The 16205-nt window shown below is 62.3% G+C and carries 11 protein-coding genes and 1 pseudogene; 8 read left to right on the top strand and 4 right to left on the bottom strand.

Features of this window, described 5'->3' with window-relative positions; translation table 11 throughout:
• From H8A92_RS00490 to H8A92_RS00470, 5 genes are all read left to right on the top strand, one after another.
• Positions 1–1365 carry an MFS transporter gene (locus H8A92_RS00490; protein ID WP_229193873.1) on the top strand — a complete coding sequence of 455 codons (1365 nt, stop codon included), beginning with the start codon at positions 1–3 and terminating at the stop codon, positions 1363–1365.
• Positions 1366–1367: 2 nt separating this feature from the next.
• Positions 1368–2282: an NAD(P)-dependent oxidoreductase gene (locus H8A92_RS00485; protein ID WP_229193872.1), complete on the top strand. Its 915-nt coding sequence runs from the start codon at positions 1368–1370 to the stop codon at positions 2280–2282.
• 36 nt (positions 2283–2318) lie between these two features.
• The gene (locus tag H8A92_RS00480) at positions 2319–3641 is read left to right on the top strand and encodes an MFS transporter (protein WP_229193871.1); all 1323 of its coding nucleotides are present in this window, start codon (positions 2319–2321) and stop codon (positions 3639–3641) included.
• Positions 3638–4597: an amidohydrolase family protein gene (locus tag H8A92_RS00475; RefSeq protein WP_229193870.1), complete on the top strand. Its 960-nt coding sequence runs from the start codon at positions 3638–3640 to the stop codon at positions 4595–4597. Before H8A92_RS00480 ends, H8A92_RS00475 begins: the two co-directional genes overlap by 4 nt.
• Before the next feature lie 69 nt (positions 4598–4666).
• Entirely contained in the window at positions 4667–5344 is a 678-nt protein-coding gene (locus tag H8A92_RS00470; RefSeq protein ID WP_229193869.1) for an RraA family protein, read from the top strand.
• A gap of 378 nt (positions 5345–5722) precedes the next feature.
• On the opposite strand, the gene H8A92_RS00465 is transcribed toward H8A92_RS00470, so the two are convergent.
• Both H8A92_RS00465 and H8A92_RS00460 read right to left on the bottom strand, forming a co-directional pair.
• Positions 5723–6882 (bottom strand): IS3 family transposase gene (locus H8A92_RS00465; RefSeq protein ID WP_229193867.1). Its coding sequence is split into 2 segments (ribosomal slippage): positions 5723–6591 and positions 6591–6882, totalling 1161 coding nucleotides; the frame shifts between segments, so codons are not numbered across the junction.
• Positions 6883–7105: 223 nt separating this feature from the next.
• The gene (locus H8A92_RS00460; protein ID WP_229193866.1) at positions 7106–7894 is read right to left on the bottom strand and encodes a DUF1236 domain-containing protein; all 789 of its coding nucleotides are present in this window, start codon (positions 7892–7894) and stop codon (positions 7106–7108) included.
• Positions 7895–8475: 581 nt separating this feature from the next.
• Between H8A92_RS00460 and H8A92_RS00455 the strand changes: the two genes are divergently transcribed.
• Complete coding sequence (locus H8A92_RS00455; RefSeq protein ID WP_229193865.1) at positions 8476–9888, top strand: TAXI family TRAP transporter solute-binding subunit; 1413 nt, start codon at positions 8476–8478, stop codon at positions 9886–9888.
• Positions 9889–10130: 242 nt separating this feature from the next.
• Positions 10131–11087, top strand: coding sequence for a sensor histidine kinase (locus H8A92_RS00450; protein WP_229193864.1), 957 nt, complete (start codon positions 10131–10133; stop codon positions 11085–11087).
• A gap of 514 nt (positions 11088–11601) precedes the next feature.
• Here the strand turns inward: H8A92_RS00450 and H8A92_RS40720 are convergent.
• Entirely contained in the window at positions 11602–11724 is a 123-nt protein-coding gene (locus H8A92_RS40720) for a hypothetical protein (RefSeq protein ID WP_274613179.1), read from the bottom strand.
• Positions 11725–11816: 92 nt separating this feature from the next.
• Between H8A92_RS40720 and H8A92_RS00445 the strand changes: the two are divergent.
• Positions 11817–12143 (top strand): annotated as a pseudogene (locus H8A92_RS00445) (response regulator transcription factor); the annotation flags it as partial.
• Between the two features lie 159 nt (positions 12144–12302).
• Here the strand turns inward: H8A92_RS00445 and H8A92_RS00440 are convergent.
• A complete protein-coding gene (locus H8A92_RS00440) occupies positions 12303–15545 on the bottom strand; it encodes an adenylate/guanylate cyclase domain-containing protein (RefSeq protein WP_229193863.1) in 3243 nt (1080 codons plus the stop codon).
• Between the last annotated feature and the right edge of the window lie 660 nt (positions 15546–16205).

Below are 16205 nucleotides of genomic sequence, written 5' to 3'. Positions count from 1 at the left end.
ATGGCCAGTGCCACCGCCGCGTCAGTCGACGCGGGCTTCACGCCCGAGCAGGAGAATATCCTCAGGAAAGTGCTGTGGCGGATCGTGCCATTCCTGCTGCTCTGCTACATCGTCGCCTATCTCGATCGCGTGAACGTCGGCATCGCCAGCCTGACGATGAACGGCGATCTCGGCCTCTCACCGTCCGCATTCGGCTGGAGTGCCGGGCTTTTCTTCTTCGGTTATTTCCTGGCGGAGGTGCCGAGCAATCTCGCCTTGCAGGCGATCGGGGCCCGCAAATGGATCGCCCGCATCCTGATCACCTGGGGCCTGATCTCGGCCGCCACAGCCTTCGTGGTCGGCCCCGTGAGTTTTGGCGTGATGCGTTTCCTGCTCGGGCTTGGCGAAGCCGGCTTCACGCCCGGCGTGTTCCTTTACTTCACCTACTGGTTCCCGGCGCGCATCCGCGGCACGGCGACCGCGGCGTTCCTGCTCGGCATCCCGATCGCCAACATCGTCGGCGCGCCGATCTCGAGCTCGTTGCTGGCGCTCGATGGTCTCGCGGGCCTGCATGGCTGGCAGTGGCTCTTGATCCTCGAAGGCCTGCCGGCAACCCTGCTGGGCTTCGTGTGCTTCTTCACGCTCACCGACAAGCCCGAGCAGGCCAAGTGGTTGAGCCCTGACGAGCGGCGCTGGCTCGCCGAGGTGCTGGCGGCGGAGCGCGCGGCCATTGCCGCCAAGCACTCCTCTACGCTCAGGGATGCCTTCACCAATTGGCGCGTTCTGGTCTGCGCGGCCGTCAATTTCTGCGCCATTATCGGCTCCGTCGGTCTCGGCCTGTGGATGCCGCAGATCATCAAGGGCTTCGGCTTCGGCGTCGTCGCCGTCGGCTTCATCGCCGCCGTGCCCTACATCTGCGGCGCCATCGTGATGATGCTGTGGGCGCGACTGTCGGACAGAGGCGGTGAACGGAGCTGGTTCGTGGCATCAGGGCTGCTCCTTGGCGCAGCGTCGTTGATCGTCTGCGGCTATGCGACATCGTCGGCCATGATCTCCATCCTCGCGCTCTGCGGCGCCGTGATCGGGATCATGTGTTACCAGTCGACCTTCTGGCCGATCCCGTCGAGCTTCCTCACGGGCAGTGCTGCCGCTGGCGGCCTTGCGATGATCGTCTCGATCGGCAATCTCGGCGGTTTTGTCGGTCCCTACCTCATCGGCGTGATCCGGCAGGCCACCGACAGCTTCTCCTTGGCCCTGATCTCTGTGGCCGCATTTCTCACGCTTGCTGCCATCCTCATTCGGATGGTCGGCGTCAGCCTGCAGCGACAGGCCGGCACGGCCGACCGTCGCACCAGCTCGATCACACCTCTCTCGAAAGGAATTTGAAGATGAGCAACAAACAGCAGTTTCGTCTTGGTCTGGTCGGCTATGGCGAGATCGGCAGCACATTGGGCAAGGGGCTCCGCGGCGCCGGCCTGCAGCAGGTCTTCTGCTACGACAAATACGCCTTCGACGGTCCCTATGCCGATCTGATCCAAAGCCGCGCCAAGGCCGCGGGCGTTACGCTGGTCAAGTCCAATCAGGAATTGGCTGACGCAGCCGAGCTGATCTTCAGCGTCACGCCGGGCTCTTCTTCGCTTGAAAGTGCGGCCGCGTTCGCGCTGGTGCTCGATGGCCGCCACACCTTCCTCGACTTCGCCTCGGCCACGCCGAAGGTGAAATACGGCGTTGCCGAGCAGCTCGCCAAAACGGGCGCGACGCTCGGCGACGGTTCTATCATGGGCACGCCCAAGAACGGCTATTCGATGCACATGCTGTCGAGCGGCGCAGCCGGGCAGCGTGTCATCGATCTGCTGGTGCCCTGGGGCATGAGCATCGAGTTCGCTGGCGAAAAGCTTGGTACGGCTTCGGGGATCAAGATTCTTCGTTCCGTCCTGATCAAGGGGATCGAGGCCTTGATTGACGAGACGCTGCTGGCGGCGCGATCCTACGGTCTGGATGAGACCGTGCTGGCTTCGGCGTCTAAGACGCTCACCCGTCCGTTCATGGACACGGTGGAGAGTCTCACGCCCTCCGGCGTTATCCATGCCAAGCGGCGCACCGAAGAGGTCGAGATGGCCGCCGAAGCGGTGGCGGATGCCGGCATCGAGCCGCTGATGGCGCGCGCGACCGCGGCGCGGCTGCGCTGGAAGGACAGCCTCGGCCTGAAGGACCACTTCAAGGGCGTCGTTCCCGAGAACTATAAGGTCGCCATCGACGCGATCGTGGCCAAGACGCAGGCCAGGGTCAAAGCGGCCGAGTAGGGCCGAGTCGGCAAGCAACACAACAGGGAGAGAAATGTGACGGCCGCTCGAACTGATATCGATGAGATCGAGAAGGTCACGATGCGCAGGGTGATCCTGCGCCTCGTGCCGTTCCTGATGATCTGCTACTTCTTTGCGCTGCTCGACCGCGTCAATGTCGGCTTCGCTGCGCTGCAGATGAACAAGGATTTCGGGCTCACGCCGGCGATGTTCGGCCTTGCCGCCAGCCTGTTCTTCGTCTCCTACTTCCTGGTGGAAGTGCCGAGCAACCTGGCGCTGCAGAAGGTCGGCGCCCGCCGCTGGATCGCGCGCATCATGATCACCTGGGGATTGATCACCGCATGCATGGCCTTCGTGATTGGTCCGTACTCGCTCTATGCCATGCGCTTCCTCCTCGGTGCGGCGGAGGCCGGTTTCTTTCCTGGCGCGATCCTCTATCTCACCTATTGGCTGCCGTCGCAGTATCGGGCGCGCATTCTGGCGACGTTCACCGTTTCGATTCCGCTTGCCACCTTCCTCGGGTCTCCGCTTTCGGTCGGGCTGCTCGAGCTGGACGGCGCGCTGGGCCTGCGCGGCTGGCAGTGGCTCTTCATCCTGGAAGGGCTGCCGACCGTTCTGCTGGGCGTTGCATGCCTGTTCGTTCTGACTGACAAGCCTACGCAAGCGTCCTGGCTGACCTTGGAGCAGCGGGAATGGTTGATCGGACGCATGGAGGCGGAGGCCGCCGCGCGCAAGCCGGTTGGGCACCTCTCACTCTGGCAGCTTGCGACCAACAAGTATTTCCTGGTCATGGCCCTGGTCTGCTCAGGCGCCTCCGCCACCGGCAGCGTGCTGTCGGTCTGGCAGCCGCAATTGCTGAAATCGTTCGGCCTGACGAACCTGCAGACCGGATTTGTCAATGCGATTCCCTACGGCATCGCGACCGTGCTCATGGTTTTGTGGGGGCGCCATTCGGACAAGACCAGTGAGCGCCGATGGCACACCGCCATTCCGCTCTTGTTCGCAGCCGGCGGCTTCACGGCACTGGGCATGACAGGAACCGCGGTCGTGCCGACGATCGTCATGGTCACGTGCTGTCTCGTCGGCGCGTACGCCTTCAAGGGGCCGTTCTGGGCGCTTTCGGCGAGTTGGCTGTCGGCAAGCACCCTTGCGGCGGGCCTTGCTGGCATCAATGCGATCGCCAATCTGATCGGTGGCGGCCTGATGGTGAACGTGGTCGGCGTGACCAAGGAGTGGACGGGCAGCTTCGTGCTCGGGATGCTGCCGCTCGCGCTGCTCTGTGCCGTGGCCGCGGTCTGCGTCCTGGTGCTCGGACGCAGCGCCACGCGTGCAACGGACATGGTGGCGGTGAAATCATGAGCACGCGTCGCAAAAAGCCAAAGCTCACCATCACCCGACGCTCCGTTCTCGCCGGCATGCTGGCTGCGAGCACGGGTGCGTGGGCGGCCGGCGTTGACCAGGCGGTTCCCAACAGCACCGGATCCGCGCCGCCGCGCCTGGATGCGCCCGCGGGCGCGTGCGACTGCCACCACCACATCTACGACGAACGATTTCCCGTCTCGCCGCATTGGCGCCAGGGCTTTCCGCCCGGTGCAACGGTTGCGGATTATCGATCACTGCAGCGCCGGCTCGGCACGACGCGAAGCGTGGTGGTACAGCCGTCGACCTATGGCATCGATAACCGATGTCTCGTGGACGCACTGGGCCAGCTGGGGTCCGCGGCGCGCGGGGTTGCCGTCGTCGACACCGACGTCAAGGATGCAGAGCTGCGCCTGCTGACGGATGCCGGCGTCCGCGCCATCCGGGTCAACTTCGTGTCTCCGCAGAGCTGGGGAACGACGACACCGGAGATGCTGACCACGCTCGCCAAGCGGGTGAACCCCTTCGGCTGGCACGTGCAGATCCTGATGACGGGCGATCAGGTCGTAACCCATGAGAGCGTCATCCGGTCGCTTCCCACCAAGGTGGTGATCGACCATCTCGGGCGTATCCCGCAGCCTGACGGTCTCAAGCATCCGGCATTCGCCGCAGTCCGCCGCATGCTGGATGAGGGGCGCACCTGGGTGAAGGTGACAGAGCCCTATGAGGACAGCAAGCTCGGTCCGCCTTACGCAGATTCCAGCGAAGTAGCGCGGGCCTACGTGCAGGCTACACCGCAACGTATCTTGTGGGGCACCGACTGGCCGCATCCCACCCAGCGCGGCACCAAGCCGGACGATGCCCTGCTGCTCGATCTCCTCGCAGACTGGGCACCGGACGAAAAAACGCGCCATCGCATCCTGGTCGAAAATCCCGCCGAACTGTTCGGCTTCTAGGGCTTCGATGCACAGGGAAACAGCGAGAACGCAACGGTTTCATTTTGAGAACATCGAGAAGGACAACGCATGTCTGTAGGATTCAGGATACTAAAGCGGCAAAGAAAAGTGGCGACCGAGGTCGTCGAACGCTTTGCCCGTCTGCCGGTAGCGAACGTCAGCGACAGCATGTCCCGGATGACGGCAGCCGGCGCGCGGCTTCGGCCCATGCATCAGGCCGGAGGGATGGCCGGCGTGGCGCTCACCGTCAAGACACGGCCGGGCGACAACCTGATGCTCCACAAGGCGATGGCAATCGCCGAACCTGGCGATGTCATCGTCGTCGATGCAGGGGGCGATCTCACGAATGCGCTGATCGGCGAAATGATGCTGACGCGGATCATCAAGAGCGGGCTTGCCGGCATTGTGATCAATGGTGCGATTCGAGATGCCGGCTTCATCCGGGGCCAGAAGTTTCCTGTTTTCGCGGCGGGCGTCACCCATCGCGGGCCTTACAAAAACGGGCCCGGCGAGATCAATGTTCCGATTGCGATCGATGGCATGGTGATCAATCCGGGCGATCTCATCATCGGAGACGATGACGGAATGCTCTGCGTACCGTTTGACGATGTCGATACGGTGCTCAAGGGCGCTACTGCGAAGTACGAGGCGGAGCAGAAGCAGATCGCGAACATCATGGCGGGTACGCACGATACATCGTGGGTGGACAAAACGCTTCACGAACTTAACTGCGAGGGGCTCGACTGAACGTCCAGGTTAGCGGGTACGCGCGCCATTGCCGAGTACCAGTCGATCTAGGGCTTGCCTGCGCTATTGGGCCGGGACCATCGCGAGCAGTATCGTCACGACTGGCTGGCGATCAATGCCGATCCGACGCCAAGCATAGCAGGAGCGGCCAACCGGTCTTAATTTGCTTCGACGCTGCGTCAAAAAATAAGCTGGATCGATGCGATGAGTGACGGTATCGGATGGCGAGGGCGAGACAGGATGTCGAGCGTATCCATCGACGGCAAACGCCGAGCGGATTGACGAGCGCGTGCGGACAACTGCGGGATGTTGTTCTCGTTCGGCGGGGTGGGCGGTCCTTGATCTTCCCCCAAGAAAGTGGACAGGGTTAAGCTGCTTTTAGCTCCACTCGATCGGGGCGATGTACCCGATGGCGGAATGGAGTCTGGTTCGATTGTAGAAGCCCTCGATGAAGGCGAAGATATCGCGCTGGGCCTCGGCTCGGGTGTTGTATTGGCGATGATGAACGAGCTCGGTCTTCAAGGTATGGAAGAAGCTCTCCATCGGGGCATTGTCGTAGCAGTCGGCCTTGCGGCTCATCGATCCGGTGATGCCAGCGGCCGACAGGACCGCGCGATAGTCCTGTGAGGCATACTGCACGCCGCGGTCGGAGTGATGGATCAATCCGGCTTTCGGCTGCTGCTGCTGGATTGCCATCTTCAGGGCGGACGAGGCGAGTTCGACCTGCATGTGATCCCGCATCGCCCAGCCGACGATCTTGCGGCTGAACAGGTCCATGACGGCCGCCAGGTAGAGCCAGCCCTCCGCAGTCGGAATGTAGGTGATATCGGCGAGCCAGATCCGGTTCGCGGCCGTGGCGGCAAAATGACGTTCGATGAGGTTCGGCGCGATCGGCAGGCCATGATGGCTGTCGGTGGTTCGAACGCGGCGCGGCGGTGCCATGATGGCGCGGATGCCGTGCCGGTGCATCAAGCGTTCGATCCGGCCACGACTGGCGCCACGTCCCTGCACCTGCAGCGCGGCATGGACCCGCGGACTGCCATAGCGTCCGCCGCTGTCCTGATGGACCTGTCGGATCGCAGCCAGGAGCGCGGCATTGCTGGTCGTGCGTGCGCTCAGCGGGCGCTCACGCCAAGCATAATAACCAGCCGCCGAGACCTCGAGCACGGCGCACATCAGCCGTACCGGATAGGCATTGCGATGATCCTCGATGAAGCGGAAGCTCATGTCCGGGTTCCGGCAAAGATCGCGATCGACTTTTTTAAAATGTCCCGTTCCATGCGCAGCCGCTCGTTCTCCTCGCGCAGCCGGGCGATCTCGGCAGCCTGGTCAGCCGGCATCGGCGCCGCCTGCGTGATGGGGCGCCGCGTCGCCGATGCCGGCTCCTGCCGGAGCTTCTCCACCCAGCGCCGCAGCACCGAATCGCGCAGACCGAGTTCCTTGCCGACCGCCGTGATCGACCGGCCACTCGATACCACCAGCTCAGCGGCCTGCCGCTTGTACTCCTCGGTAAACGACCGACGTTGACGCTCTTGCATCCGACACCTCCGGGCTCTCTGAGCCTACTACAGGTGTCCACTCATTCGGAGGAGGTTCACTAGGGCCTCTGTTTCGACCGATCGCGGCGACGCTTCGGCTCGCAGCTCGTTCACAATATCTCCCCACGCCGAGGCCGGAGGAGTGCTATCGGTCCACCCCTCCACCTCTGTTCGCGAGCTCGGGCAAATGCTCTTTCGCGGCCGACCTCGTCAATTGCCAATTCTAATCGTCCATTACCGCCACGACTTCCATAGTCCCCGGATCGACGATGACGATCTCGTCGTTCGCAACGAAGTAACGATATCCCTCGTAACCCGGAGCGTAGTCGTAGATCTCGTCTGGCAGTTCGTACGAAGTGACGTACTCAGGTACGCGCGCGCCGATGCGGACAGGGAAGTCGATCTGCGCTGGCTCCACGTGCCTTCGAATTAGAATGTCGTGCACGCGGGCGCGCTGCCGGCGGGTGACCTGAAGGTTTCGAGGACCGTGGTACTCGCGCTCCGCCCGCCCATACCGCCTTTCTTCGTAACGCTGGCCCTCATATCGGTCGCCATAATGCCGTCCCTCATAGTATCGATCGCGCTCTCCGTACCTGTCGCGATCGCCGTATCGGCGGCGCTCATCGTACCGACGGCCCTCTTCGTATCGCCGTCCTTCATCGTATCGGTCGCCTTCTCTCGACCGTCCTTCGTCGTACCGGCGACCTCCCTCCTCGCGATCCGAACGTGCGGAGCGCGAGTTCCGCTCGTCGCCACGCCCTTCTTCGCCAACACGACGCTGTTCTTGATTGCCCTGTTGCTGCTCCTGGCGGGAACTCCGATCGGAAGAGCCCTGTCCAGGTTGCGTGGCTTGCTCCGATCCGTTTGGGGTGGCGCCTTGAGTTGAATGTTGAGCGCTCTTGTTCTGCTCGGCACCTTGGGTTTGACTTTGCGCAGAACTTTGCGCGTGGGCGAGGGGGCTGGCGAGCAGCACCGCAGTCAGAATTGAGCTTCCAAGCAGCGAGTTACGCATCTTGCACCTCTAGGCTAACGAATGCCTTGAAACTCGCCCTGGGGCAGACTGTTCCTATGCGGGTGAGGCTGACATACCCCTTCAGCGAGAGAATATCCTAGGTTAATGCTCCAGCGTTGGGCCGATGCTCTACTCCCTACGCTCTAGCGGCCTTTCGAAGGTCCGCATCGTCGGCTCCCGTGTCGGATGTACGCACGGGAGCCGACGTCGAGAGCGGTCCATTCTTCATTTTCGATGACAACCGCTTCTGTGCGATGTCGCAGGTTCGGCCAAGCTCGAATGAAGAAGGAGCGAGTCCGGGAAGCGGCCCTGCGTCCAGCCCTAAGTAACGACCTCGACAAGGGTCCAGGCCGCCAACGTAGGGGACTAGGTTTTTGCTCCGGGCGGGCCAGGGCAAGGAGCGGGAAGCAAGAACCCCCGCCGCTCAAATTGTTCCTGGGCAGTGTCACCGCAAGGTGCTCATCGCCGTCGGCGCTTCTCGCCGGCTGAGAGGCCGCCAACTGGTCGCGAGGATCGCCATGTCGCGCTTGAGATCAGACATCACGGGCGAACGCAGGCGGTTGTTTACGTAGGTTCTGCTGATGTCACCGTCCGATCCAGCGAGGGGCGCACACGATCGACGCCAACGAAGGCTTCTCATCGTATTGGCCGTGGGGTTTGTCGCCTTCGGCGCCGCCGCGGCAGCTCTGTACTACGCCTTGCAGCCCGAAACCCTCCGGATCGCCGTCGGCCCCGCGGGCAGCGATGACCTTCAAGTGATTCAAGCGATGGCGGAGGCTTTCGATGAGGAAAGCAGGACGGTGAGACTCGCTCCGCTCACGACTGCAGGAGCGGCCGAATCCCTGGCTTTGCTGGGTGCCGGCAAAACAGACCTCGCGGTGGGACGCGGCGATCTCGGGATGCCGCCCGACGCGCAAACGTTGGCCGTCTTGCGGAAGAACTACGTCGTCCTGTGGTCGCCCTCGGGGCGACCGGGCAGGGACTCAAAGAAGAAGGCCAGCGGCAAGATCGGAGAGATCGCCGATCTGGCCGGTCACAAGGTCGGCGTCATCGGAAAGACCGGCGCCAACCTCGCACTCCTGCGGACCATTCTAGTCGGCTCCGGCGTGGAGCCGGAAAAGGTCACGATGGTTCAATTCGGGACTGAAGAAATCGAAAAGCTTGCGCAAGACGCCACACTCGACGCGTATCTCGCCGTCGGTCCGCTCGACAGCAAGATCACTGCCGACGCGATCGCCGCGACGGCGCAGTCGCGCGGAGGTCCGAAGTTTCTTCCGGTCGAAGCATCCGAAGCTATCGCCCTGAAGCATCCCCGTTACGAAGCCGAAGAAATTCCGGGCGGTGTCTTCAACGCGAAACCGGCCTGGCCGGAGGACAAGGTCGACACCATCAGCGTCAACCATCTCATCCTGACTAGAAAAGAACTGTCCGAAGCCAAGGCAGCGGCCTTCTATCGGCAGCTCTTCGTGGTCCGTGACACCATCACGCAACGGGTCGCAGGTGCCGCGCACATCTCGAAGCCCGAGACGGAGAAGGAGGCGGAGCCCTCGGTCCATCGGGGGGCCGCGGCGGTAATCAATGGGACCGAGCGGACATTGCTGGACAAGTACAGTGACTACTTCTGGTTCGCACTCCTTCTTCTCTCCGGGATCGGGTCGGCCGCCGCCTGGCTAAGGCGCTATCTGAACCGGGACGAACGCGACGACAACGCAAGCCAGCGCAATCGCATTCTCGCCGTGGTTTCCGAGGTTCGCGAAGCCCAGTCCGAACAGGACCTGCTGACATATCAGCGAGAGGTCGACGCGATTATCGGCGAAACCCTCAGGTGCTACGACGATGGAGCGATCGAACCAGAGGATCTGGCCGCATTCGGTCTCGTCCTTGAACTGTTCGATCATGCCGTCGCCGAAAGGCGAGCGACGCTACACAACGGCCCTATCGATTTGGGCGATGCGCGCACATTCCGCAATGTGGCGGGTAGTTTAGCAAAATGAGCTCTCGTTTACCGCGGAAACACCCAATTTGATCTCGGGCCGACTGAGCTAGGGCTTCGGGCCCCGACGGTCGAGCGATGCTGATCGACCACCTTACGATGCACTCGGGCTGAGCGTCGTGCACGTCCAATGGCGTCCTCCAGGATTTCCAAACCGAAGACGTCCTTGATTTAAGGCGGAGCACGTCTGAAAAAGGGTTCCACGCATCCGGAACTAGGACGGCTCGCCACCCGTTTGACAAGATGAACAAGTTTTATCCGCTGTTACTTGAGCATCATCTGCCAATTCTTGTTCGCTACTGCGTTGCGGCAGCCATTATGCTGGTGTGCTCAGTCGTCCAGGCAGGTCTGCAGATGCTAACCGGTTATCCCAGCTTCTTTTTGCTGTTGCCGGGCGTGTTTCTATCCGGACTGGTCTTCGATCGCGGAAGCGGCCTTGTGGCGGCGGTCATGGCGGTCGTAGCCGGGGCGTATCTGAGCTATCAAGCCGGCGTCAGCGTTGATTACCTATCCGTCAACGGTCTCTTCATCATCACGGCGGCGGGTACAGCGGTGGTGGCGGAGTTTCTCCGGCTAGAGATGAAGCGCGTGATGCAGGCTGACAAAAACAAGGCCCTTCTGTTGCAGGAAATGGCCCACCGGACCAAGAACAATCTGGCGGTTCTGAGCGCGATGATACGCCTTCAGGCCAAAAGCGCCGAACCCGACGTGGTGGTCGCGCTGCATGACACAGCGCGCCGCATCCAGATTACTGCGGAGGTTTATGACCATCTCTCGCTGAGACAGGACTCCAGTTCAGTGGACATGCGGTACTTCCTGCAGGATGTGGTTGAAAAGATATTCCAATCACTACCGCCCAGCGGGCCGGTCGCGTTCAACGTCGTCAGCGAGTCCGCGATTGTGCCGCACAATCAAGCCTTGGCCATCGGCATCGTCGTTAACGAGCTTGTCACCAATTCCTTGAAATACGCATTTCCGGACAACCGGCCAGGGCAGATCTCGGTCCGCCTCTCGGTGGACAGTGGAATTGAAGTAACCGTCGCGGACAACGGCGTTGGCCGGGAAGGTGAAAGCGATCGGGGTGGACTTGGATCGCGGATCGTCCTGCTTCTTACTCAGCAGCTGGGAGGCACACTCGTCTATGAAGAACTACATCCTGGCCTGTGCGCTCGTTTAAATGCGCCTATTGACCTTGCTTGATGCTGCCAGCCATCGTTGAGCGTCTCCAGTTTGGATAACTCCTTGGCGATGAGCTCGTCGGGGCGGATGCCCCTAAAGGCCGTGAACCCATAAATTTGCCGGCGGGCGGCTCACCAAAGTCCGCTATATTCCGATAGCGAATAAGTTCCGCAGCGCAGCGAAATGACGCGATGGGCCAACAAGCGACATCGTGGGCCTGGTTTGATAGAACAGCTAGCGATGTCGTATTCAGTCCAACGACGGCCAGAGAACTCGGCATAAGCCTCAGTCCAGAACGATCAAAGGATCGAAAGTAATCGAGTAGCGAGCCTCCAGCCGTCGATCTGTGTCACGAAGCGCGGAGAATGAACCATGTTGCGCCCTCGGGAGGAGCGTTGGGACGGACGGTGAGGGCGGTGCCTTCACCCGATTGCTAGTTTTCTCCGCTGTGGATCGTTCCAATGAAATTGGCCTATTTCAGCGCTGCCGCCCGTCGCGCTTACGGCTCCACGATGAGCCGGATGGCCTTGCGTTGTTAGGCGGTGGCGCGGGTCCGGTCCAGCGCCGCTGGGTAAATCAGCTGCTCGTTGAGCTTTACCTCATAGAGCAGGGCCCCGATCTCGAAGAGCAGGGGGAAGTGCCAGATCCAGTAGCTCACCGGCGGGTGGCCGTGCTCGCGCTCATAGCGGCCGTTAGACCTCGATCTCAGCCATTGGCTCTCTCCCGCCGTGCGCGCGCGAAGGCCTTTGCCTTGATGCCGTTCAGCTCGGGTTGTCCCGCGATGGAGCGCGTCGGGAAAATGAGAAGGACCTAATCGATCTAAGGGAGCGTTTCAGATCATTGAGCCGGCGAGAACGCGAGATTGTTATTCAGAGGCCGACTGAGCAAGGAGATTGCCTACGACATCGGCATTGCCGAAGCTACGGTGAAAGTCCACCGCAGCAGGGCATGCAGAAAATGCGCGCCGACTCGCTACCCGAACTGGGACGCATGGCCGACAGGCTGAAGCTGTTCTCCGCGTCGTGGGCAATTGTGTTTCCACTAATTCGCACAGCACTTCGAATGACGAGCCATTGAGTGCGTTCACCGTGCTGATGCCGCGATCAAGGGTAGGGCAGGTATGGAGCGCGACGCAAGTTCGGGCTCGACGTGCAGCAGCGTTTCCCTTAGCTTCTCGATCCGCCAATCAGCAACCCCGCGCCGCCAAGGACGCGGTGCACCAGTTGCGGTAAAGGTTCAGCTCGCTTTGGCTACCCGCTCGCGATCAGCCTTGACGCGGCGCTCGACCAGCGCCGAACCTTGCTGAGTGGCGATCCGCTGCGCTTCCGCGAGGTCCTCAAGGCCACCCGGGCTATCGCCGGATTGCAGTCGTAATAGGCCGCGTAACCGGTGAAACTCGCCAGCCGTCCAGCGCTCGCCGATATCGATCTCCTCGGCGATACCTGCCAGTGTCGCGAGCCCTTCCTCGGGGCGGTGTGCCCTGACGCAACCGCCGGCAAACACCACGCTCCACGCAGACAGCGAGGGCAAGCGCTCGGCGGCCATACGTTCCATGCCGTGTTGCGCCAGACGGAAGCCCTTTTCGACAAATCCCCGATGAATGTCAGCCATGCCTGCAAGCAGATCGGCGTGTGGCCGCCAGTAGGGCAGGTCGTGCTGCAGCGTGAGGTCGCGCAACCGCGCGGCATGGAAGGCAAGATCGTTGACATCTTCCATCAAGGCGGCGAGCAGGCCGCCTGCGAAGGCGGTGGTATGGCAGATCGTCTGGTAGTGGCCGCTCGCGTTGGCATCGTCGAGCGCAGCCTTGCGCCAGATGCCGGCTCGTTCGATGTCGCCGAGCATAGTCCAGGCTTCGGCAAGCCCAACCTTGACAGTGACGGCATGGACGGTGGCGCCGACCTTGTTCAGCGCCTCGTTGTGTCGTTCAGGAACGAACAATTTCTGGAATAGCTCGAACTGAGCAATCGCCGCGGCGAACTCACCACGAAACAGCAAAGTCGTGCCCATGCAGCGATGCGCGATCAGTTTGTCCAGGGCGCTGCCATACGCCGCCACTTGCATGATCTGGCGGGCCACTTCGAACCGAACATCGGTCTCGTTGAAGCGGGCGATCCAGTTCAGGAACAGCGCCGGAACGATGCGTTCGCCGCCGCCGATGCGCGCCGAAAGCTCGACAGCATGCGCGATCTGCCCCTCGACCTCGTCCGCGCCATAGCCACGTGCTGCGATCAGTGGCCCCAGAATGGCAAGCCGCAAGTCGAATTCTCGGACGTCACGTTCGCCTCCTGGTGGCAGGCGTGAGGTCTGCTCCAGCGCAGCGGTGAAATGTGCGACCGCCTCGACCGCCGCCGAGCGACGCGCGGCGTCGCGCCCTGCCCTTTCCAGATAGATGATGGCGGCGGAATGGTCCCCGGCTTCCGCGAACTGGTGCGCCAGCATGTGCGGCATGCTGTCGACGATTGCGGGAAATCGCGCCTCGATGGTGTTGGCAATCAGCTTGTGGACGAGCAACCGGTCGCGCCGCAGCAGTAGATGATAGGCGGCGTCGCGCAGCAGCGCGTGGCGGAAATCGACGACATCGCCAAAGCCGCTGGGACGCGTGACGAAGATACCGCTTTCGACCAGTCCCTCGATGCTCTCCCGCATAGCGGCCTCGCCGAAGGGCGATAGCGCTAGCATCAAATCGAGCGGGATGTCGCGCCCGATAGCCGCCGCAAGCTGCGCCGTCTCACGGCCATTTTCGAGCAGGTCGAGCCGCGCCAGCAGGATTTCGTTGAGGGTCACCGGGATCGCGGTCGCATCCGTCGCGCCGGGACAGGCATCCCCAATCGCCCGCAGGCTGCGGGCCAATTCCTCAGCAAAGATCGGAATGCCGTCCGAGCGCCCCACAATTGCATCGATCACACTGGTTGGCATCTTGCGCTCGGTGGCGATGGTATTGACGAGCCGCCTGATCTCGTCGGGCAGTAGCCGCGTCAGGTGTAGAATGCTCGCGCCAGTACGCCGCGCCCATTGCGGTATCTCGTCCGGGCGCATAGTCGCGACCAGCAATACCGGAAGGTTGCGGATCATTCCGGCCAACTGCTCCAGCCATTCGTTGGTCGAGGGATCCGCCCAGTGCACGTCCTCGATGACGATGATTGGACTCTCGCGCGAGATCGCCTCGACTATGTCGAGCAGCGCCGCGATAGTGCGTTCCCTGATTTCTGTGGGCGCAAGCCGCAGCAATAGCCTTCGGTCGCTGCTCTCGCGCCGCAACAGTTCGGCGATTAGCGCCAGCCGTTCGGGGCTCGCTTGGCCGAGCCCGCGCAGCATTGCGTCGAGCTTGTCGAGCTGGCGCACATCGGCATCTGGCGCCTCCACGCCCGTCACGTAGTCGAGATAATGGGTGATCGGGTGGAACGGGCGGTTGGTGTGGATCGGTGAACATTGCAACACCACACGCTGTTCCGGTCTGATCTCGAGCCTGCGGTGCATCTCCTCAATCAGGCGCGACTTTCCAATGCCGGCCTCGCCGGTGATCACGACGATCTGGCCCTGGCCGAGCAGGGCCGCGGCGGCACAGTCGACCAGTCGGGAGATCTCGTGCTCGCGACTGATCATGGGCAAGCTGACCGCGCCGTGCACTGCGTCGAAGCGGGTCGCTCCCCGCTGTTCCCCGATCACACGATAGGCCGTGACTGGCGCCTCGAAACCCTTCAGGCTTCGCATGCCGAGGTTCTCCAGACGGAATTGTCCGCCGATGATTTTTGCAGTCGTTTCCGCGATGAGCACCTCGCCGGCCCCGGCTTCGCCTTGCAGCCGCGCGGCAAGGTTGGGGGCTTCGCCAACCAGCGAGTCCCGCTCTATGGCGGCATGGCCGACCAGGTCGCCGACCACGACCGGTCCGGTGGCGATGCCGATCCGTACCTGAAGTTGTTCTCCGTTTGGTATGACCAGCTTGCCGATCTCCTCGGCGAGCATCAGCCCGGTCGCGACCGCGCGTGCCGCGTCGTCCTCGCGCGCGCGCGGATATCCGTAGGTCGCGAGCACGCCGTCCCCGACATAGCGCAGCACGTATCCGCCATAGCGCTCGATTAGCGTGGCGCAGGCATCTTTGTAACTGGTGAGGAGCTCCAGCACGATCTCGGGGTCGAAATCGGAGGAAATTCTGGTGTAGCCGACGAGGTCGCAGAACATGGTCGTGACCTGCCGCCGCTCAGCTTTGGAAAGCGGCCGCGGCGCGGGCGCGCGCGGGGCGGGCTTCTCTTTCGGCTCGGGCCGCTGCACGTCCACGGCAAGCTTTGCGATCGCATCAAGCAGCCGGCGGCGATGGCCGACTGACGTGACGCCGAGTTCGACAAGATCGGTCGAGGTCAGATGCGCCAAATCGCCAGCGTCTATGTCGTTGTCGAGGAACGCCTGTAGGTAGCCAGACAGCCCTAGCTGTTCCAGCCATCCCTCGACAAAACCCGCGTTCGGTCCGTTCGGCTTGGGCATACGGTCTGCAGCGCCTCTCCGTTTTCATAAACGATCCGCCATCTCAATGCATCCGCCACTTTGGCCGACCGGCTTACGGGAGGCTCTTGATCAGATGCGGCGAAATCATCGGCTCGAACGGAAGAAGACGTTCTTGAACTGCGATTACGTGACTTCGACACCGCAAAACCGACTGTCTTTGCCGGAATTCTTCACAGTGTCGATTTCAACATGGCGGGTGGGGACCGCAGGCCTGGATGTCTGCCGCCTACTGGCGAGCCACATCCAGCGGAATCCCGAGCAGCCCTCGCTTCAGCATGCCCGCAGTTTAGGTGCCGGGCGGTCACAGCGCGAAACCAAACGCTCAGCGTCGGGGGCACGGGCGAAATCCCGTGGTTTTACGGAAATGATGCTCGTCACGATCTCCCGTGCGCGATGGCGCCCCCGGTCTCGTCCTTTTGCCGAGCAACAAGCCTCGCTCCTGACTGCGCGGAAGGCGCTCACCGCCTGTCAGGCCGCCTCCGTTGCCCGAATAGATATTTGGACCAATCGTTGGCAGGGACGCCTTTGTTGGCCGCCATAAATCGCTTACTCCAGTTCCGCGTCCCTTCATCCCCGAAGAGGGCGTGGCCTCGGCCTGGGGTAGCCTGGGGACTTGGCCGAGACCACGTAGGCCTCGCG

The sequence above is a fragment of the Bradyrhizobium acaciae genome (genome assembly GCF_020889785.1).
GTDB lineage: Bacteria > Pseudomonadota > Alphaproteobacteria > Rhizobiales > Xanthobacteraceae > Bradyrhizobium > Bradyrhizobium acaciae.
This window is presented reverse-complemented; position numbering and strand designations above follow the sequence as displayed.